General features: G+C 67.9%; 14 protein-coding genes. 10 read left to right on the top strand and 4 right to left on the bottom strand.

The genetic code is table 11. The features are described 5' to 3' along the window. The first annotated feature begins 9 nt into the window (after nt 1-9). The 3 genes from JCQ34_RS06180 to JCQ34_RS06170 all read left to right on the top strand — a co-directional run bounded on the left by JCQ34_RS06180 (nt 10) and on the right by JCQ34_RS06170 (nt 3,137). The gene (locus JCQ34_RS06180; RefSeq protein WP_434738934.1) at nt 10-1,821 is read left to right on the top strand and encodes an acetyl/propionyl/methylcrotonyl-CoA carboxylase subunit alpha; all 1,812 of its coding nucleotides are present in this window, start codon (nt 10-12) and stop codon (nt 1,819-1,821) included. Nucleotides 1,822-1,837: 16 nt separating this feature from the next. After that, complete coding sequence (locus tag JCQ34_RS06175) at nt 1,838-2,275, top strand: YybH family protein (RefSeq protein WP_286402936.1); 438 nt, start codon at nt 1,838-1,840, stop codon at nt 2,273-2,275. Nucleotides 2,276-2,405: 130 nt separating this feature from the next. Then, entirely contained in the window at nt 2,406-3,137 is a 732-nt protein-coding gene (locus JCQ34_RS06170; RefSeq protein WP_286402935.1) for a glutamine amidotransferase, read from the top strand. Nucleotides 3,138-3,285: 148 nt separating this feature from the next. Here JCQ34_RS06170 and JCQ34_RS06165 read toward each other — a convergent pair whose 3' ends face one another. Further along, the gene (locus tag JCQ34_RS06165; protein ID WP_286402933.1) at nt 3,286-4,695 is read right to left on the bottom strand and encodes an MFS transporter; all 1,410 of its coding nucleotides are present in this window, start codon (nt 4,693-4,695) and stop codon (nt 3,286-3,288) included. A gap of 278 nt (nt 4,696-4,973) precedes the next feature. On the opposite strand from JCQ34_RS06165, the gene JCQ34_RS06160 reads away from it, so the two are divergent. The 4 genes from JCQ34_RS06160 (at nt 4,974) to JCQ34_RS06145 (ending at nt 11,774) form a co-directional block, all read left to right on the top strand. After that, on the top strand, nt 4,974-6,386 hold the full coding sequence (locus tag JCQ34_RS06160; RefSeq protein WP_286402931.1) for an MFS transporter: 1,413 nt from the start codon (nt 4,974-4,976) through the stop codon (nt 6,384-6,386). A gap of 1 nt (nt 6,387) precedes the next feature. Next, entirely contained in the window at nt 6,388-8,559 is a 2,172-nt protein-coding gene (locus JCQ34_RS06155; protein ID WP_286402929.1) for a molybdopterin oxidoreductase family protein, read from the top strand. Then, nucleotides 8,556-10,115, top strand: coding sequence for an FAD-dependent oxidoreductase (locus tag JCQ34_RS06150; RefSeq protein ID WP_286402927.1), 1,560 nt, complete (start codon nt 8,556-8,558; stop codon nt 10,113-10,115). Before JCQ34_RS06155 ends, JCQ34_RS06150 begins: the two co-directional genes overlap by 4 nt. A gap of 201 nt (nt 10,116-10,316) precedes the next feature. Then, nucleotides 10,317-11,774, top strand: a complete 1,458-nt coding sequence (locus tag JCQ34_RS06145; RefSeq protein ID WP_286402926.1) for a benzaldehyde dehydrogenase — start codon at nt 10,317-10,319, stop codon at nt 11,772-11,774. A gap of 54 nt (nt 11,775-11,828) precedes the next feature. Here JCQ34_RS06145 and JCQ34_RS06140 read toward each other — a convergent pair whose 3' ends face one another. Together JCQ34_RS06140 and JCQ34_RS06135 are read right to left on the bottom strand one after the other, a co-directional pair. Then, entirely contained in the window at nt 11,829-12,077 is a 249-nt protein-coding gene (locus JCQ34_RS06140) for a hypothetical protein (RefSeq protein WP_286402925.1), read from the bottom strand. A gap of 127 nt (nt 12,078-12,204) precedes the next feature. Then, nucleotides 12,205-13,620, bottom strand: coding sequence for an NAD(P)H-quinone dehydrogenase (locus JCQ34_RS06135; RefSeq protein WP_286402922.1), 1,416 nt, complete (start codon nt 13,618-13,620; stop codon nt 12,205-12,207). A 103-nt stretch (nt 13,621-13,723) separates the two neighbouring features. Here JCQ34_RS06135 and JCQ34_RS06130 point away from each other — a divergent pair, with 103 nt between their 5' ends. Beyond that, a complete protein-coding gene (locus JCQ34_RS06130) occupies nt 13,724-14,542 on the top strand; it encodes a purine-nucleoside phosphorylase (protein ID WP_286402920.1) in 819 nt (272 codons plus the stop codon). A gap of 57 nt (nt 14,543-14,599) precedes the next feature. After that, nucleotides 14,600-16,351: a phospho-sugar mutase gene (locus tag JCQ34_RS06125; RefSeq protein WP_286402919.1), complete on the top strand. Its 1,752-nt coding sequence runs from the start codon at nt 14,600-14,602 to the stop codon at nt 16,349-16,351. A 70-nt stretch (nt 16,352-16,421) separates the two neighbouring features. Here the strand turns inward: JCQ34_RS06125 and nirD are convergent, their stop codons facing one another. Further along, nucleotides 16,422-16,802 (bottom strand): nitrite reductase small subunit NirD, encoded by a 381-nt coding sequence (nirD, locus tag JCQ34_RS06120; RefSeq protein ID WP_286402916.1) that lies wholly within the window; start codon nt 16,800-16,802, stop codon nt 16,422-16,424. A gap of 259 nt (nt 16,803-17,061) precedes the next feature. Between nirD and nirB the strand changes: the two genes are divergently transcribed. After that, nucleotides 17,062-19,704: a nitrite reductase large subunit NirB gene (gene nirB, locus JCQ34_RS06115; protein WP_286402914.1), complete on the top strand. Its 2,643-nt coding sequence runs from the start codon at nt 17,062-17,064 to the stop codon at nt 19,702-19,704. The last annotated feature ends 1 nt before the right edge of the window (nt 19,705 follow it).

Here is a 19,705-nt window from a genome sequence, read left to right as displayed (position 1 = left end):
GGAGACGCCTTGTCAGCAAATTTGGAGCAGTCCGCAGGAACCACGCAGCCGAGCCTCACAAAGGTGCTGATCGCCAACCGCGGCGAAATCGCCGTGCGCATCATCCGGGCGGCCCGGGACGAAGGCATCGCCTCCGTTGCCGTCTACGCCGACCCGGACCGCGACGCCCTGCACGTCCGGCTAGCTGACGAGGCCTACGCCCTGGGCGGCACCACCGCCGCCGAGTCCTACCTGGTCATGGACAAGATCATCGACGCCGCGCGCCAGTCCGGCGCCGATGCCATCCACCCCGGCTACGGCTTCCTTGCCGAAAACGCCCAGTTCGCAGCCCGCGTGATCGAGGCCGGCATCACCTGGATCGGCCCCTCCCCCGAGGCCATCTCCGCCCTGGGCGACAAGGTCCAGGCCCGGCACATCGCCGAAAAAGTCGGTGCTCCGCTGGTGCCCGGCACGGCCGACCCCGTGGAGTCCGCTGCCGAAGTCCTCGATTTCGTGGACCAGTACGGGCTCCCCGTGGCCATCAAGGCTGCCTTCGGCGGCGGCGGGCGCGGCATCAAGGTTGCCCGTACCCGGGAAGAAATCCCCGAACTGTACGAATCCGCCGTCCGCGAGGCCACCGCCGCATTCGGACGCGGTGAATGCTTCATCGAACGCTTCCTGGACGCTCCGCGCCACGTTGAGACCCAGTGCCTGGCCGACTCCCACGGCAACGTCGTGGTGGTGTCCACCCGCGACTGTTCACTGCAGCGGCGCAACCAGAAACTCGTGGAGGAGGCCCCGGCCCCGTTCCTCACCGAGGACCAGAACCGCCGCCTGTACGAATCCTCCAAGGCCATCCTGAAAGAGGCCGGCTACCTGGGCGCGGGCACCTGCGAATTCCTGGTGGGCCAGGACGGCACCATTTCCTTTCTTGAGGTCAACACCCGCCTTCAGGTGGAGCACTGCGTCTCCGAGGAAGTCACCGGCATCGATTTGGTCCGCGAACAGTTCCGGCTGGCCCGCGGCGAGGAACTGGGCTACGGCGACCCCGAAGTCCGCGGCCACTCCATCGAATTCCGCATCACCGGCGAGGACCCGGGCCGGAACTTCCTGCCCGCCCCCGGCACCCTCCGCGTCCTCAGGAACCCCACCGGCCCCGGTGTGCGCGTGGACTCCGGCGTGGAGCAGGGCGACGTCATCAGCGGCAACTTCGACTCCATGCTGTCCAAGCTCATCATCACCGGCGCCAGCCGACCCCAGGCCCTGCAGCGTGCGCGCCGCGCCCTGGAGGAGATGGTGGTGGAGGGCATTCCCACCGTCATCCCGTTCGACCTCGCTGTCGTCTCGGACCCCGCGTTCGCGCCTGCCGAAGGCCCGTTCAAGGTCCACACCCGCTGGATCGAAACCGAGTTCACCAACAACCTGCCGGCATGGACCCCGGACGCGGCTGCCGATACTGACGGCTCCGCCGAGGACCGGCAGCGCGTGGTGGTGGAGGTGGGCGGCAAGCGCCTTGAGGTGGTCCTTCCCGCGTCCCTGGGCACTCCGGGAACCGCGGCTGCCGCCACCGGTAAGCCGGGCAAGTCCAAGAAGCGCTCCCGCTCCGCAGGCCCGGCGGCCGCCACCGGCAACGCCCTGACCTCCCCCATGCAGGGAACCATCGTCAAGGTGGCCGTGGCCCACGGCGACACGGTATCCGAAGGCGACCTGGTGGTGGTCCTCGAGGCCATGAAGATGGAACAGCCCCTCACCGCGCACCGCTCCGGCATCATCACGGGCCTGACCGCCACTGCGGGCGAGACGGTGTCCGCGGGCGCCATCATCGCCACCATCGAGGACTAGAGGCGGCCCGGCAGCCATGCTCGCACCAAGCTTCCAGGAAGAAGTGGACCGCTACCACCAGGCGGTTCCAGAGATCACGCGGGGAAACCCGGCCCCCATCAAGGAACTGTACTCCCGGCTGGACGACGTCACCCTGGCCAATCCGTTCGGCGGGATCGCTCGCGGCTGGGCCCAGGTGGAGGCCCGGCTGGACCAGGCCGCGCGGCAGTTCCGCGACGGCGAGATGCTGGGCTTCGACACCGTAACCTCCTACACGGCCCGCGACACCGCCTACCTGGTGGAGACCGAGCACTTCCGCGCCCGGCTTGACGGAGCGGCCACCACGGAGGAGTTCGCGCTGCGCGTGAGCAGCATCTTCCGGCGCGAGGAAGGCTATTGGAAGCTGGTGCACCGCCACGCGGACCCGGCTGCCCGGCCCCAGTCCCGCCGTTCGCTCACGCAGCCGCCGGCCTGAGCCAGGACACAGCCTGACCCTGCAGACAGCTTCACCGGCCCGGTGGCACACAGCCTCACCGGGCCGGCGGCAGGCCCGGCTCCAGGGCCAGGCGCTGGCCGGAGGCCCGTCCAGGATGCAGACTTAGCACATGCTGCCTTTCCTGCTCCTGGCCACCCGTGCGGAGGATGCCGCCGCGGAGGACGAATATGCCGCCTACCTGAGGTACGGCGGGCTTGAAGAACGGGAGCTGATCCGCGTCCGGCTCGAGGCCGCTCCCCTGCCCTCGCTGGACCTTTCGAGGTACTCCGGCGTGATCGTCGGCGGCAGCCCGTTCACCTCCAGCGACCCGCCCGAACACAAGAGCCCCGTCCAGCACCGGGTGGAGCAAGAGCTGGCAGCACTCCTGGACCAATTGGTGGACCTCGATTTCCCGTTCCTGGGTGCCTGCTATGGAGTGGGCACGCTCGGGAGCCATCAAGGCGCTGTGATCGACCGGACCTACGGCGAGCCGCTGGGCGCCGTGGAGGTGGAACTGACGGAGGAGGGACTGCAGGACCCCATCCTGCAGGGCATGCCGCAAACCTTCACAGCGCTGACCGGGCACAAGGAAGCCGTCAGCTCGCTGCCCCCGCATGCTGTGCTGCTGGCACGGGCCGCCTCCTGCCCGGTCCACATGTTCCGCATCAAGGCCAATCTCTACGCCACGCAGTTCCACCCCGAACTTGACGCCGATGGGCTGGTCACCCGCATCGACATTTACCGGCACGCCGGCTACTTCCCGCCCGAATCAGCGGAGGAGCTGATGGCGGCAGCGCGGCAGTTCACCGTCACGGAGCCCATGGCCGTGTTGAAGAACTTCGTGGCCCGCTACGCCCGCTGAACCCGCCCGCCTGAACCAGCCGCCCGGCGTCGTGCGTTCCTGCCCGGTTACCTGGCACAGAAAGCAAAATGCCCGGCCTGTTTCCTGTCATTGCAGGAAACAGGCCGGGCAATTCAGCCGCTAACCGGGCTGGAATGCACGCTGGGCGTCAGGCCACGTTGTTCTCGTAGTCCACGTCCCGGGTTTCGCGGGTAAGGAACAGCGCGATCAGGGTGAGCACTGCCATTGAGGTCAGGTACACACCGACCAGGACCGGGCTGCCCTTGGCGGACTCCCACAGTGCCACGGCGATGAACGGCGCCACTGCGGCACCCAGGATGCTGGAGAAGTTGTAGCTGATGGCCGAGCCGGTGTACCGAACGTTGGTGGGGAACAATTCAGGCAGCAGTGCCCCCATTGGTCCGAAGGTCAGGCCCATGAGCGAGAACCCAAGGATCAGCAGGCCCATGGTGCCCACAAAGCCGCCACTGAACAGCGGGACGAACAGCAGGCCGAACACGAAGATGCCGGCGGTGACGGCGATGAGCATCTTGCGGCGGCCGTACTTTTCGGCCAGGGGTCCGGAGACCAGGGTGAAGATGCCGAAGAAGACCACGCCGGCGATCAGCATCCAGAGGAAGTCGTTCCGGCTGTAGCCGAGGCCGGGAACGAACGCGGCGGCAGCGGCTTCAGACATCGGCTTGCCGGCCTTTTCGGCTGCAGCCTTGGCACCCTCCAGGGTTGGCTTGGTGCCGTAAGTGAGCGTGAACGTGGTCATCAGGTAGAAGAGCACGTACGTGGCCAGCATGATGAAGGTGCCCAGGATCAGCTGGCGCCAGCTGCCCTTGAAGACGCGGCCCAGCGGCAGCTTGGCCACCTCATTGGATTCCACCACCTTGGTGAAGGCCGGGGTTTCGATCAGCTTGAGCCGGACATAGAGGCCCAGGATCACCATGACGGCGCTGAGCAGGAACGGCACGCGCCAGCCCCATGCGGCGAAGGCCTCCGGGGTCAGGGTGTAGCTTGCCACCAGGAAGATGACGTTGGCGATGATGAAGCCAATCGGGGCGCCGAGCTGCGGGAAGGTGCCGTAGATAGCGCGCTTGTTGGCGGGGGCGTTCTCGGTGGCCAGCAGCGCGGCCCCGCTCCATTCGCCGCCGAGCGCCAGGCCCTGGGCAAAGCGCATGACCACCAGCAGGGCCGGTGCCAGGAACTCCCAGCCCGGAACCAGTGCGGTGGGGAGGCATCCGATGAGGAACGTGGCAATACCCATGGTCAGCAGCGAAGCCACCAACGTGCCCTTGCGGCCGAACTTGTCACCGAAGTGCCCGAAGATGATCGAGCCGAGGGGGCGGGCGATGAAGGCCACGCCAAACACGGCAAAGGAGCTCAGCAGCTGCGTGGTTTCGTTCGCGCTGGGGAAGAAGAGCTTCGGGAAGACGAGGACGGCGGCGGTGGCGTAGACATAGAAGTCGTAAAACTCCACTGTGGTGCCGATCAGGCTGGCCACGATGACGCGGCCGCGGGAGTTCACCGGCTGCTGTGCACCTGGCAGCGCGGTGGTATCGGTGGATGACATAGGTAAACGCTTTCGTGAGACCGGCCGGGCACAGGCAGGACTGCCTCCCGGCTCAAGTTGTTAGAGTTCAATCTTACTTGCCCCCGTCCAGTCAATGGACGAAACGTCCAGTATTCGGACACGTATTGTGCGTCTCACATTCCGCTCGTCCGCTGTCGCCTCACGCTGGCCGCCCGGGCTGGATAGGCAAAAGTCACAGCGCGTTTACAAACATCGACTGTCCGCGAAACGAGCCGTCCTTAGGTTTGAGGAAACCCCATCCCTGAAGGAGGTAAACCGTGACTGTTGACCGCACTGTCGAAACCGGCGTACAGCCCGGCCCTGCCCGCACCACAGACACCCCTGCCCTTGAATTCCGCCCCGGCCGCTGGATCGCCAACTGGGATGCGGAGAACAAAGAACAGTGGGAGTCCGTGGGCCGCGGCATCGCCCGCCGCAACCTGAACTGGTCAATCTTCGCCGAGTTCCTCGGCTTCGTGGTGTGGCAGCTCTGGTCCATCGTGGTGGTCCAGCTTCCCGCCGCCGGCTTCACCTTCTCCACGTCGGAAATTTTCTGGCTCATCTCCATGCCCAGCCTCGTGGGCGCGACGCTCCGCATCCCCTACACGTTCATGGTCCCCCGCTTCGGCGGCCGGAACTGGACCATCGTGTCGGCCCTGCTGCTCCTGATCCCCTCCATCGGGCTGGCCCTCTGCGTCTCCAACCCGGAAACCCCCTTCGGCACCATGCTCCTGGTGGCGGCCCTGGCCGGCTTCGGCGGCGGCAACTTCGCCAGCTCAATGGCCAACATCACCTTCTTCTACCCAGCCCGGGAAAAGGGCTGGGCGCTGGGCCTGAACGCCGCGGGCGGAAACCTCGGTGCCGCCGTCGCACAGCTTGCCGTTCCCATTGTGATCACCCTGCTGGCCGCCGGCACGGTCAACCTTCCCCTGGCCGGATGGATGTGGGTCCCCTTCATCCTGCTGGCCGCGTTCGGCGCCTTCAAGTACATGAACAACCTCACCAGCGCCAAGGGCGACGTGGCCGGCTCCGTGGCCGCGCTCAAGGAACCGCACCTGTGGATTATGGCTTTGCTGTACATCGGGACATTTGGCTCCTTCATCGGCTTCGCCGGCGTGTTCCCCAAGCTGATCAAGGACTACTTCCCCGGGTTCTCCAGCATCGGTGTGGGAACCGTGGCCCTCTCGCTCGCCTTCCTGGGCCCGCTGGTGGGTTCGCTGGCCCGCCCCTACGGCGGCCGCATGGCGGACCGCATGGGCGGAGCCCGGATGACCGTTTCGGCGTTCGCCGCCATGGCCGTGATTACGCTGACCATGGTCTGGACCTTGCCGCTGAAGAACTTCCTGCTCTTCCTGGTCCTGTTCCTGATGCTCTTCACCGCCAGCGGCTTCGGCAACGGCGCCACGTACCGGATGATCCCGGTCATCTTCGCCACCTCCAGCCGAGCCGCACGCAAGGGCGCAAGCGCCGTGGCCACCCAGCGCCTGGCGTCCTCTGCCCTCGGCCTGATCTCCGCGATCGGGGCCTACGGCGGCTTCGTCATCCCCCAGGTCCTGAACGCCTCCAGCACCGCCACCGGCTCCTACACCCCCGCCTTCTACGGCTTCGTCGGAGCCTACGTCCTGATGCTGGCCGTCTGCTGGACCTGCTACATCCGCAACGCCGGCCGGAACGCGATGGGACACATCTAGCATGGCCAACAGCGCCGACACGCACTGCCCCTACTGCGCCCTGCAGTGCGCCATGACGCTCACCCCCGCTGCGGGACCGGTTCCGGTGGCACTTTCCACCCCCGCGGCTCCCCTTGACGTCCAGGGCCGGGACTTCCCCACCAACCGTGGCGGCCTGTGCCGCAAGGGCTGGACCTCAGCCAGCCTCCTAAACCACGGAGGCAGGATCACCGAGCCCCTGCTAAAGGGACCCGACGGCGTGCACCGGCCCATCGGCTGGGACCAGGCCCTGGACCTCGCCGCGCAGGCGGTGAGGGACGCCCGCGCCCGGCATGGTGCGGACGCCGTCGGCGTGTTCGGCGGCGGCGGGCTCACCAATGAGAAGGCCTACATGCTGGGCAAGTTCGCCCGGCTGGCCCTTGGCACCTCGAGGATCGACTACAACGGAAGATTCTGCATGTCCTCCGCGGCGGCGGCCGGGATGCGGGCCTTTGGCGTGGACCGCGGCCTGCCCTTCCCAGTGGAAGCGCTGGATACCGCCAGCACCATCCTGATGCTCGGCTCGAACGTTGCCGAGACCATGCCGCCCTTCGTCCAGCACCTCAAGGGTGCGCGCGATGCCGGCGGGCTGATCGTGGTGGACCCGCGCCGTTCCGCCACTGCGGCTTTTACGGCCGACGGCGCTGGCCTCCACCTGCAACCGCTGCCCGGCACCGACCTCACCCTGCTGCTGGGACTCTCCCACGTGGTCATCCATGAAAACCTGGTGGACACCGCCTACGTCCAGGAGCGCACCTCCGGCTACAGCGCGGTGGTCCGTAGCGTGAACGCCTTCTGGCCCGAACGCGTCCAGTCGATCACCGGCGTCCCCGCAGAGCTGGTCCGGCAGACGGCCCGCATGCTTGCGGCCGGAGCCCGGGCGGGCGGAAGCTACATCCTCACCGGCCGAGGCGTGGAACAGCACGTGGACGGCACCGACACCGCCACCGCCGCCATCAACCTCAGCCTCCTGCTGGGCCTGCCGGGCACTGCCCGCAGCGGGTACGGCACCCTGACCGGCCAGGGCAACGGGCAGGGCGGCCGCGAGCACGGCCAAAAGGCGGACCAGCTCCCCGGCTACCGCAAGATCACCGACCCCGCCGCCCGCGCGCACGTCGCCGCCGTCTGGGGCGTCCCCGAGGACCTGATCCCCGGCCCCGGCCTCCCCGCCGTCCAGCTCCTGAAGTCCCTGGGAAAGTCCGACGGCGTGCAGTGCCTTTTCGTGCACGCGTCCAACATTGCCGTTGCAGCCCCTGACGCCAACGCCGTGATCCACGGGTTGCGAAGCCTGGACTTCCTGGTGGTCTGCGACTTCTTCCTGTCCGAGACCGCTGCGGAAGCGAACCTCATCCTCCCGGTGCTCCAGTGGGCGGAAGAGGACGGCACGCTCACCAACCTCGAGGGACGCGTCCTTCGCCGCCGCCGCGCCGTCTCCCCGCCCGCCGGCGCCCGCAGCGAGCTGTGGATCATGGCCCGCCTGGCCGAGCGGCTGGACGCGCCCTCCACCTACAGCGAGGACCCGGAAACGGTTTTCGAGGAGCTGCGGCGCGCCTCCGCGGGCGGCCCGGCGGACTACTCCGGCATCGACTACGCCATGCTGGACCGGGGCGAGGCCGCCTACTGGCCCTACCCGGCCGGCAGCACCGGAACGCCGCGGCTGTTCACGGGCCGCTTTGCGCACCCCGACGGCAAGGCGCGGCTGGTCCCGGTGGCGCCGCGCCGCCGTCGTACGCCCGATGCCAACCCCGGCCCCGCTGCCAAAGCCATGACCCTCATCACCGGCCGCCTCCTGGAGCACTACCAGTCCGGAGCCCAGACCCGCCGGGTGGCTGAACTCCTCGCGGCCCAGCCGGAGGCCACGGTGCAGCTCCACCCCGCGGCGGCCCACGCCATGGGCATTGGAGACGGCACCCTGGTCTCCGTGGTGAACAGCCGCGGTGAGGTGGTGTGCCGGGCCGAGCTCAGCACCGCCATCCGCCCCGAGACGGTCTTCCTGCCGTTCCACTTCCCGGGTGCCGAAAGCGCCAACCGGCTAACCGAAGCGGCCACCGATCCCGTCTCCGGAATGCCCGAATTCAAGTTCAACACCGTGTGGGTCCGGCCAGTGGCCGCACCTGATTCCGCCCGGATGCTGCAAACAACGGAGGCCTCATGAGCGAGCGGATTGTCATTGTGGGATTCGGTCCCGTGGCTGCCCGGCTGGTGGACGAACTGCTGCCCGCCGTGCACTCCGGCGACGTCAGGCTCACCGTGGTGGGGGCTGAAGCCGAAGCCGCCTACAACCGGGTGCTCGTGGCCGATCTCGGCGTCGGACGGACCACCGCCGACGCGCTGGCCCTTGCCGATGCTGCCGAGCTGGCCGCGCAGGGCGTGGACGTCCGCCTGGGTGTGCGGGTGAAGCGCATGGACAGGGCGCGGCAGCAGGTCCTGCTCGCGGACGGGGCGGCGGTCCACTACGACCGGCTGGTCCTCGCCACCGGATCCCGTCCAGTGATCCCCAACCTCACCGGCATCAACCCCGACCCCTCCACCCCTGTCCTTCCCGCGGGCGTCACGGCACTGCGGGACCTCCGCGACGCCGGCGTGCTGCGCGAGGCTGTGGACGGCGGCAAGCGGGTGGTGGTGCTGGGCGGCGGCGTGCTGGGCCTGGAAACGGCATTGGCCGCGGCGGAGGAAGGCGCCACCGTCACGGTGGTCCACAACGGCCCGCACCCGCTGGGCCGCAGCATCGACCGCGGCGGCGGAGCGGTCCTGGCTGCTGGCCTGCGGAGGTGCGGCGTCCGCGTAGCCGGCAACGCCCGCTCCACGGGGATTGAGCACAACGGGCCCGACGGCGGCTTCTCGGCCTTGCTGCTCGATGACGGGTCCGCGATTGACGGCGATCTCCTGGTCATCTCATGCGGTGTCCGTCCCCGGACCGAACTGGCCGAGGGATGCGGGCTGCCCACCGGCGCCGGGATCCTGGTGGACCACCGGTTGCGGGCGCACCACGAACCGCACATTTTTGCCATTGGTGATTGCGCCGAGGTCCGCTGCCCTGACCCGGCCTGCGCCGAATGCCGCAGTGCCAAGGGGCCCTCCGGGCTGGTGGGTCCGGGCTGGCGGCAGGCAGAGTGGCTTGGGGGCTACCTCACGCTCCTGGCGGAAGGGGCGGCTGCCCAGGCGGAACTCTTGCCTGCGCTCCCGCCGGAACAGCCCGGCGTCGTGGTCCTGAAGGCCCGCGGCATGAACATGGCCGTAGCCGGCGACAACTCGGCGGACCCCTGGGATGAGGAGGCCCTCACGGCGGGTGCCGCTACCGGCCGGCCGCGACTGCAGGTCTCCCAATGGGCCGACCCGGAGCACGGCCGGTACGTCAAGATGACCACGCGCGGGGGCGTCCTTGAAGGCCTGGTAGCAGTGGGCATGCCGCGCACGGCCGCCGAGCTGGTGGGGCTCTTTGAACGCGGCGCTGAACTGCCCGCGGACCGGTCGCTGCTCCTGCGCCTGGACGGTCCGGACCAGCTGCCAGGCGCCGGCCCGGTGGATCCAGCCGGAACCGTGTGCCGGTGTGCCGGAGTGAGCGGGTCTGCCATCACGGCGGCGGTCTCGGCTGGCTGCGCCACCGTGGCGGACGTTTCCAAGGCCACCCGCGCGGGCACCGGCTGCGGTGGCTGCCACGAGGACATCAAGGGCCTCATCGAAGGGCACTTTTCCCCAGCCTTCCCCTAACCTCGCAAGCTCGGTCAGGGAACCCGGCGGCCGTGGCCCCACCCAGCCTTCCCCTAACCCCGCAAGCTCGGTCAGGGAACCATAGTTGACGGCGCATGAACAAGGCGGCGAAGGTAAAGGCACCACCAATGACTGGGCGGTGTTCCGGACTCCGCCCGCCCGTGACATCGAGTCGCGGCAGTTCACGACGAAAGGACACCGATGTCCCTCCTCGATTCCGCCCTTTGGGACGGCAACATCTACCTCAACGGCTGGCGCAAAGGCGGCGGCGGAACCGGAACCAGCGTTGAACCAGCCACCGGCGCGCAGCTGGGCAACTACGGAATCGCCTCCGTGGAGGACGTCCGGGAGGCTGCAACAGTGGCGGCGAAGGCCCAAAAGGACTGGGCCGCGCGCAACCCGGAGGAGCGCGCCGCCGTGCTGCGCCGCGCGGGCCGGCTCTGGGAGGAGCACGCCGCGGAGGTCCAGGACTGGATCGTCCGGGAATCGGGCGGCATTGCCCCCAAGGCTGGCCTGGAAACGCACATCGCCGCCAACGAATGCTTCGACGCTTCAGCGCTGCCCTCGCTGCCGGCCGGGGATGTGCTCACCTCCAACGAGAACCGCTGGTCCTTTGCCCGGCGCCGCCCTGTCGGCGTCGTCTCCGTGATCGCACCGTTCAACTTCCCGCTGATCCTCTCCATCCGCGCCGTCGCCCCTGCCCTGGCCTTGGGGAACGCGGTGCTGCTCAAACCGGACCCGCGGACCGCTGTCTGCGGAGGAGTCACCCTGATGCGGATCTTCGAGGAGGCCGGCCTGCCGCCCGGGCTGCTGTCGCTGCTGCCCGGCGGCGCAGACATCGGTGCCGCCGTGGTGGAGGCACCGGAAGTGCGGGTCATCGCCTTCACGGGCTCGACGGCGGCCGGCCGGAAGATCGGCGAAACCGCCGGACGCCTGCTCAAGCGCGCCCACCTGGAGCTTGGCGGCAACAACGCGCTGATCGTGCTGCCGGGCGCGGACCTGGCCAAGGCAGCGTCGGCCGCCGCTTTCGGATCGTTCATGCACCAGGGCCAGATCTGCATGGCAGCCGGCCGGCATATCGTGCACGAGGACATCTACGACGACTACGTCGCCGCGCTGTCCGAAAAGGCCGCCCACCTGCCGGTCGGTGACCCGAAGAGCGGCACCGTGGCGCTGGGACCGGTCATCGATGAGCGGCAGCTGCACCGCGTGGACGGCATCGTCCAGGAGGCGGTAAAGGGCGGCGCCCGCGTGGCAGCGGGCGGCACCCACGATGGGCGCTTCTACCAGCCCACGGTACTGGTGGACCTTAAGCAGGACAGTCCGGCCTGGAAAGATGAAATTTTTGGGCCCGTGGCCCCGGTAACCAGCTTCTCCACCGTGGAGGAAGCAGTGGCCCTGGCCAACGACAGCGAATACGGCCTGTCCATCGGCATCCTGGGTGACGTCGGCATGGCCATGACCATTGCAGACCAGCTGGACTCCGGCAAGGTCCATATCAACGAGCAAACAGTCTCGGACGAAGCCAATTCCCCGTTCGGCGGCATGAAGGATTCGGGCAACGGCTCACGGATCGGCGGCCACCACGCCAACATGGAGTCCTTCACCGAAATCCAGTGGCTCACCATGCGACCTGACATCGCCCCGTATCCGTTTTAAACACAGTTTCCCGCCAAGGCTTTCAAACCCCTTGGCGGGAAACCAGTGGGGCTTCTAAGCCGTTGCTCCTGAATCGAACTCCCCACCGGCCACGGCCTCTGCGTACTTGGTGAGGTCCGGGCCCGGCTGGAAGTCCACGAACTGGCCCTTCAGCTTCTCAAACAGGAATTCGTACACCTTTTCCTTGCCGGCTCCGGACAGCGATGAAGCCGCCTCCCGGACCGCTTCCTGCAGTGCCCGGTCGGCATCCAGCAGAATTTTCTCCCGTGCCTGCTCGTTCCACTTGACGTCCTGCAGTTCCATGGGCCCCTCCTTGCGTCGACGGCTGGTACAGGAACGGCCGGGAACTTCATGGAAATTCCCGGCCGCGCCTGGTTCGAGTCTAGGCAGAGGGCCCCGGAGGGGTCCAGCCCCGCGTTTGGCGGGAGCCTTACATGTGGACGTGCAGGCGGCGGGCTGCCTCGGAAATGGAGCCGGTCAGCGACGGGTACACGGTGAAGGTGCTGGCGACGTCGTCCACGTGCAGTTTCTGCTTGACCGCGATGGAGATCGGGAAGATCAGTTCGGACGCGTTGGGTCCCACCACCACGCCACCGATCACGGTGCCGGAGCCCTTCCGCGCAAAGATCTTCACGAACCCGTCCTTGGCGTTGCGCATCTTGGCGCGGGCGTTGCTTTTCAGCGAGAGCTTGATGATGTCGGCCTGGTACTTGCCGGACTCGATCTCAGCCTCGGACACGCCAACGTTCGCGATTTCAGGCGAGGTGAAGATGTTGGATGCCACCTGGTGCAGCTTAAGCGGGGTAACGCCGTCGCCCATGAAGTGCGCCACGGCGATGCGGCCCTGCATCGCGGCCACCGAAGCCAGCGGAAGAACGCCCGTGCAGTCACCGGCAGCGTAGATGTTGGGGGCCGTGGTGCGGGACACGCCGTCCACCTTGATGTGGCCGCTGTCGCTGACCGCCACGCCCGCCTCCTCGAGGCCGATGCCGGCGGTGTTCGGGATGGAACCGAGGCACAGGAGGCAGTGGCTGCCGGTCACCTTGGTGCCGTCGGAGAGGGTGACCACCACGCCGTCGTCCGTGCGTTCGACGGTCTGCGCGCGGGAGCGGGACAGGACCCGGACGCCGCGGCGTTCGAAGACTTCCTCCAGGACCACTGCGGCGTCAACGTCCGAGCCCGGCAGCACGCGGTCACGGCTGGAGACCAGGGTGACCTTGGAGCCAAGGCCGTTGTAGGCGGAAGCGAATTCGGCGCCGGTCACGCCGGAGCCCACCACGATGAGTTCCTCAGGCAGTTCATCCAGGTTGTAGATCTGGGTCCAGTTCAGGATCCGTTCCCCGTCAGGGCGGGCGGTGTCCAGTTCGCGGGGGTGCGCACCCACGGCCAGCAGGACGGTGTCCGCTTCGATTGTCTCGGTGCCGTCCACGGTGAGGACCTCGATGGTGTGGCTGTCCAGGAGGCGGCCGGAACCGGCGATGATGCGGACGCCCTGCTTTTCGAGGCCGTCGCGGATGTCCTGGGACTGGGTGCGGGCCAGGGTGAGGAGGCGGTCGTTGATGTGCTTGAGGTCGGCGCGCATCACGGGAACGAAGTCGCCGCCGTCGACGTCGAACTTCACACCCAGCTCGCCGGCCTCCGCGACGCGCGTCATCAGGTCCGCCGTGGCGATGAGGGTCTTCGACGGAACCACGTCCGTCAGCACCGCGGAGCCGCCCAGGCCCGCGCGTTCGACGATGGTGACCGTGGCTCCGAGCGAGGCGGCCACCATGGCGGCTTCGTATCCGCCGGGACCACCTCCCAGGATTGCGATCCGGGGGGAACTGAAATCTGGGTGCGTAGTCACAGTCATCCATTCTCGCCCATTTACCGCCTGACCACCAAGAAAACAGGGCAGTCTGCGGGCCGCCGTGACAGGGGTAACAGTGCCGGCAGGATAACTTGTACTGGTGAGTACAACAGACTTCCTGAACACGGACCCGTTCGCCGCCGCCCGCGCCGCTGCAGACTATATTGCGGAAGAAACCGGAGTGGACCGCCATGACACCGCACTGGTCCTCGGCTCCGGCTGGGGCGAGGCCGCCGACCTGATCGGCGAGACCACTGCCACCCTGTCCGCCGAGGAAGTCCCCGGCTTTCACTCCCCCGCCGTCGAGGGCCACGTGGGCACCATCCGCTCCGTGCTGACCAAGGGCGGCAAGCGCGCCCTGGTCCTCGGCGCCCGCACCCACTACTACGAAGGCAAGGGCGTCCGCGCCGTGGTGCACGGCGTCCGGACCGCGGCAGCCGCAGGGTGCAACACCCTGGTCCTCACCAACGGCTGCGGCGGGCTCAACGAGGCCTGGGCCCCCGGCACACCGGTCCTGATCCGGGACCACATCAACCTCACCGCGGCCTCACCGCTGGAGGGGGCCACGTTCGTGGACCTGACGGACCTCTACTCACCCAGGATCCGCGGACTCGCCCGCGAAGTCGACCCCACCCTGGACGAAGGCGTCTACGCACAGTTCCCCGGCCCGCACTACGAGACCCCGGCGGAAGTGCAGTACGCCAAGCGGATCGGCGCCGACCTGATCGGCATGTCGACGGCGCTGGAGGCGATCGCCGGGCGGCACGCCGGGATGGAGGTGTTCGGCATTTCACTGGTCACCAACCTCGCCGCGGGCATCAGCCCCCAGCCGCTGAGCCACCAGGAAGTCCTTGAATCCGGCGAGGCTGCGGGGCCCCGCATCTCCAGGCTGCTGGCCGAAATCATCGCCCGGCTCTAGCAGGACCACGCACCCGGGTGCATCACGGCGGCCTGCAATGACGATAGCGTTGTGCCCATGACCACTGCCGATGCCGAACTCCGCCTGCCCGCCGAGGCCCGCGAATGGGCTGCCCAGGACCCGGATCCCGCAACCAGGGCGTCCCTCCTGGAGCTTGTCCGCCTTGCCGACGACGGCGATCCGGCGGCCCGGCAGGAACTGGAAGACAGCTTCCGCGGCACGCTGCAGTTCGGCACCGCGGGCCTGCGCGCCGCGCTTGGCCCCGGGCCCAACCGGATGAACCGGGTGGTGGTGCGCCGCGCCGCCGCGGGGCTCGCCGCCTTCCTTGTGGACGCCGTGGCCAAGGCGGCGGCCGGCACCCGGCCGCGCGCCGTCGTCGGCTATGACGCCCGGCATAATTCCAATGTCTTTGCGGAGGAGACGGCGGCGATCTTCACCGCGGCCGGCATCGAGACATTCCTGCTGCCTGCTGCCCTCCCCACTCCCCTGCTGGCCTACGCGGTCCGCGCCCTGGGCTGCGACGGCGGCGTCATGGTGACCGCCAGCCACAACCCGCCCCAGGACAACGGGTACAAGGTGTACCTGGGCCGGCACGCCGTGGCGGCTGATGGTGACGGTGCCCAGATCGTGGCCCCCTACGACGCCGAAATTGCCGCACGCATCAGCGCGGTGGGACCGCTGGAATCAATAGCACTGGCTGAGGACGGCTGGACCGTCCTGGACGGCTCGCTGGCCGCCGGGTATGAACGGACGACGGCGGCACTCGCCATGGCGGAGCGCTTCCCGGCCCGCGACCTAAAGGTCGTCCTTACCCCGCTGCACGGTGTGGGCGGCGGCACTGCGCTGGACGTGCTGAACGCGGCAGGTTTCACGGATGTCACCGTGGTGGCCGAGCAGGCGGAACCGGACCCCGATTTTCCCACCGTCAGTTTTCCCAACCCGGAGGAACCGGGCGCGCTGGACCTTGCCCTGGAGGCGGCCGCGCGGCTGGACGCCGACCTTGTCATCGCCAACGACCCCGACGCCGACAGGGCAGCAGTGGCGGCGAAAGACCCTGACACCGGCGCCTGGCGGATGCTCCGCGGCGACGAAGTGGGGTCGCTGCTGGGCGCCCATATGGTGGCCCGGCTCGCGGACGGCGGCGCCCCCGGCGACGAGTCGGACGGCCGCGGCGTCTTCGCCAATTCGATTGTTTCCTCCCGGCTGCTGGCCCGCATCGCCAATGCTGCCGGCTTCGCGCACCAGGAAACACTGACCGGCTTCAAATGGATCTCCCGCGTTCCCGGCCTGGTCTACGGGTACGAAGAGGCACTGGGATACTGCGTGGCGCCGGACCTGGTGAAGGACAAGGACGGCATCTCCGCCGCGGTCCTGATCGCTGAACTCGCCGCCACCGCCAAAGCCGCAGGCAAGACCGTCTTCGACACCCTGGACGAGCTGTACCTCCAGCACGGCCTGCACGCCAGCGACCAGCTGAGCATCAGGGTGGCGGACCTGGGACTGCTGGACGCCATGATGAACCGCCTGCGGGTCTCGCCGCCGGAATCGTTCGGTCAATCAGCGGTGGAGGTCTTCACCGACCTCGCGGAGGGCAGCGCCCAGCTGCCGCCCACCGAAGGCCTGCTCTACATCACCCGGAACCTGACCCGGGTCATCATCCGGCCCAGCGGCACCGAGCCCAAACTCAAGTGCTACCTGGAGGTCATCCACCAGGTGGGATCCGCCGCGGAGCTGCCGGCCGCACGCCAGGCGGCCCGGGCTTCCCTGGACGAGGTCCTGCACGACGTCAGCGAAGCGCTGGGGCTGTAGCAGGTCCGTAAGCACGAAAAGGGGCGCCGGGCTTACTCAAAGCCCGGCGCCCCTTTTTGTTGGAGAAGCCTTACAGCTGCACCTCGACGAAGCCGCCGCTGAGCCTGGTGCTGTACGTGGCCAGGCGCAGCCCGGGGGTGCTGAAGCACTCGCCGGTTTCAAGGTCGTAGACCTCCTTGTGCAGCGGCGAGGCAATGGTGGGCCGGGTGCCTTTGGAGCCCAGGATGCCACGGGCCATCACGTGGGCCCCGGTGGCCGGGTCTTCGTGCGCCACTGCAAAAACTTCGTCGGGCCCGGTACGGAAGAGCGCCACCTGGCGGCCGGCAACCAGGGCAGCCTCGCCCCAGGCAGGTTCCAGGTCATCCACCGTGCAGACACGGTGCCAGCCGGCCTCAAATCCGGCGAGGTCTGATTCGGCGGCGAGCGCCCCAAGTTCCAGTGTTGCCGTCATGTCCGGCTCCTTTCCCTGTGCCTGTTGGTCCTTTCAGCCGCTGCATCTGCGGCCGTATCCCACGCTAGGGTCCGGGTGTTTCATCAGGGTGCGATGCATGTGTCGGGCGCGTAAAAGAGACCTAACCCGGGAGGAAATGCGTCCGTGATGCAGAAGTTAAGTTGACGAAACAATTGGGAAACTGAGGCGAAACTGCCCCTTCCTAGGCTGGAGGCACAAGCTGCAGAGCACCGTCTGCGGCCCATGCGAAAGGCCCACAGTGACCGAACAGACTTCAAGCACAGAGACTGCGCGCCGCATCGTCGTCGCCGGCGGCGGCCCCGCGGCCCACCGTTTTGCGGACGCCATGCATGCCCGGGGCCTCGATGGCTGGCAGGTCACTGTCCTCACCGAGGAAGCCCACCTTCCCTATGACCGGGTGGCGCTCTCCAAGGCCCTCACCGATACCGGCGTGGACCTCACCTTGGGCGCGGCCGCCATGTGGGATCACAATTCCGTGGTCCTGAAGACCGGCGAGCGCGTGGTGAAGATTAACGCCGCGGCGAAGACGGTCGAAACCGCCGCGGGGAACGCCTACCCGTACGACGAGCTCGTGGTGGCCACCGGCTCGGACCCGGTCCGCCTCCCCATTCCGGGCGCTCAGCACGCCCATGTCTACCGGACCCTCGAGGATGTCTGGGCCATCAATAAGGCAATTGCAAAGCTCACCGAAAAGCTTGGCCGCAAAATCAACGCCGTGACCATCGGCGGTGGCCTCCTGGGCCTCGAGTCGGCTGCCGGCACCGAGCAGCTGGGTGCCACCCCCGTGGTCATCAACGGTGCACCCTGGCTGATGAACACCCAGCTGGACGAGGGCGCCGGCCAGGCCCTGGGCCGCCTCATCGAGGCGAAGGGCTTCGAAGTGCACGGCGGTGTGTTCCCCAGCCAGATTTTGACGGACGACGACGGCCAGGTCACCGGAGTGCTGATGGCTGACGAACGCGTTATCCCGGCAGACCTGGTGATCGTGGCGGTCGGCGTCAGGCCCCGCGACGAGCTCTTCCGCACGGCCGAGGGCGAGGAGCAGCTCTTCAGCCTGGGCCAGCGCGGCGGCGTGGTGATCAACGACTACTGCGCCACCGAAGTCCCGGGCATCTGGGCCATCGGTGAAGTAGCCAACTTCGGCGGCATGTGCCTGGGCTTAGTGGCCCCCGCCAACACCATGGCCGAGATCGTCGCGGACCGCCTGCACGGCGGCGACGCCACCTTCCCCGGCTTCGACACCGCCACCAAGCTGAAGCTCTCCGGCGTGGACGTGGCCAGCTTCGGTGACGCCTTCGCCAGGACCGAACACGCCCTGGAGATCGTCTACGCCGACCCCGCCCGCGGCGTCTACCAGAAAATCGTGACCACAGATGACGCCAAGACTCTGTTGGGCGGCATCTTCGTTGGCGACGCCTCGCCCTACATGAGCCTGCGGCCGCTCCTGGGCCGCGAACTGCCCGCCGAGCCCGGCGCCTTCCTCAGCGCGGCAGGAGGCGGCGAAGCCCCCGAAACGGAGCTCCCGGACGACGCCACGTTGTGCTCCTGCAACAACGTAACTGCCGGAAGCATCCGCGACGCCATCAACGGCTGCGGCGCCTGTGAGGGCAACGCCCCGGTCCAGGAACTCGGTGAGCTGAAAGGCTGCACCCGCGCCGGCACCCAGTGTGGATCCTGCGTGCCCATGCTGAAGAAGCTGCTGGAAACCGAGCTCACCAAGTCCGGCGTCGAGGTTTCCAAGGCCCTCTGCGAGCACATCGAACTGTCCCGCCAGGAACTGTTCGACGCCATCCGTGTCCTGGAGCTGACCTCCTTCGAAGAGATCATGGCCAAGTACGGCACCGGTGCCGGCTGCGACATCTGCAAGCCCACCATCGCCAACATCCTGGCCAGCCAGAACAGCGCCTACGTCCTGGACGCAGGGCGCGGCACCCTCCAGGACACCAACGACCGTGCCCTGGCCAACATGCAGAAGGACGGCACGTACTCGGTGGTCCCCCGCATCGCCGGCGGCGAGATCACCCCCAAGAAGCTTGGCGTCATTGCCGCCGTCGCCGAGAAGTACGGCCTGTACACCAAGATCACGGGCGGCCAGCGGATCGACATGTTCGGCGCCCGGCTGGAGCAGCTCCCCGAAATCTGGAAGGAACTGGTGGACGCCGGCTTCGAATCCGGCCAGGCGTACGGCAAGAGCCTGCGCACCGTGAAGTCCTGCGTCGGCTCCACCTGGTGCCGCTTCGGCGTGCAGGATTCGGTGGCCATGGCCATCAAGCTGGAACTGCGCTACCGCGGCCTGCGCAGCCCGCACAAGCTCAAGATGGGCGTCTCCGGCTGTGCCCGGGAATGCGCCGAGGCGCGCGGCAAGGACGTTGGGGTGATCGCCACCGCGGACGGCTGGAACCTGTACGTCGGCGGCAACGGCGGCGCCACTCCTGCCCATGCCCAGCTCCTGGCCAAGGACCTGGACGACGAGACCCTCATCAAGTACATCGACCGCTACTTCATGTACTACATCCGCACCGCTGACCGCCTGCAGCGCACGGCCAGGTGGCATGAGGAGCTCGACGGCGGCATCAACCACGTCGAGGACGTGGTGGTCAAGGACACTCTGGGCATCGCCGAGGACCTCGAGGCAGCCATGGCCAAGCACGTGGACACCTACGTGGACGAATGGGCAGACACCCTGAAGGACCCGGAGCGGCTGCGCCGGTTCCGCTCCTTCGTCAATGCCCCGGACCAGAAGGACGACTCGATCAGCTTCGTCCCGGACGAGCGCGGCCAGATGCGTCCCGCCACCCCCGAGGAAAAGGGAAAGGTCCTGATCGGAGCCTCCATCCCGGTCCGCACATCAACGACGGACACCACGGAAAACGAGGCATAAC

It is taken from the genome of Pseudarthrobacter defluvii (assembly GCF_030323865.1).
Taxonomy (GTDB): Bacteria; Actinomycetota; Actinomycetes; order Actinomycetales; family Micrococcaceae; genus Arthrobacter; species Arthrobacter sedimenti.
Note: the sequence above shows the minus strand (reverse complement) of the source record. Positions and strands in the feature narration are given on the sequence as shown.

Coding starts and splice junctions, on each gene's coding strand:
- JCQ34_RS06150 (WP_286402927.1), top strand. CDS start 8,556: ATGAGCGAGCGGATTGTCATTGTGGGATTCGGTCCCGTGGCTGCCCGG.
- JCQ34_RS06170 (WP_286402935.1), top strand. CDS start 2,406: ATGCTGCCTTTCCTGCTCCTGGCCACCCGTGCGGAGGATGCCGCCGCG.
- JCQ34_RS06165 (WP_286402933.1), bottom strand. CDS start 4,695: ATGTCATCCACCGATACCACCGCGCTGCCAGGTGCACAGCAGCCGGTG.
- JCQ34_RS06140 (WP_286402925.1), bottom strand. CDS start 12,077: ATGGAACTGCAGGACGTCAAGTGGAACGAGCAGGCACGGGAGAAAATT.
- JCQ34_RS06175 (WP_286402936.1), top strand. CDS start 1,838: ATGCTCGCACCAAGCTTCCAGGAAGAAGTGGACCGCTACCACCAGGCG.
- JCQ34_RS06145 (WP_286402926.1), top strand. CDS start 10,317: ATGTCCCTCCTCGATTCCGCCCTTTGGGACGGCAACATCTACCTCAAC.
- JCQ34_RS06155 (WP_286402929.1), top strand. CDS start 6,388: ATGGCCAACAGCGCCGACACGCACTGCCCCTACTGCGCCCTGCAGTGC.
- JCQ34_RS06125 (WP_286402919.1), top strand. CDS start 14,600: ATGACCACTGCCGATGCCGAACTCCGCCTGCCCGCCGAGGCCCGCGAA.
- nirD (WP_286402916.1), bottom strand. CDS start 16,802: ATGACGGCAACACTGGAACTTGGGGCGCTCGCCGCCGAATCAGACCTC.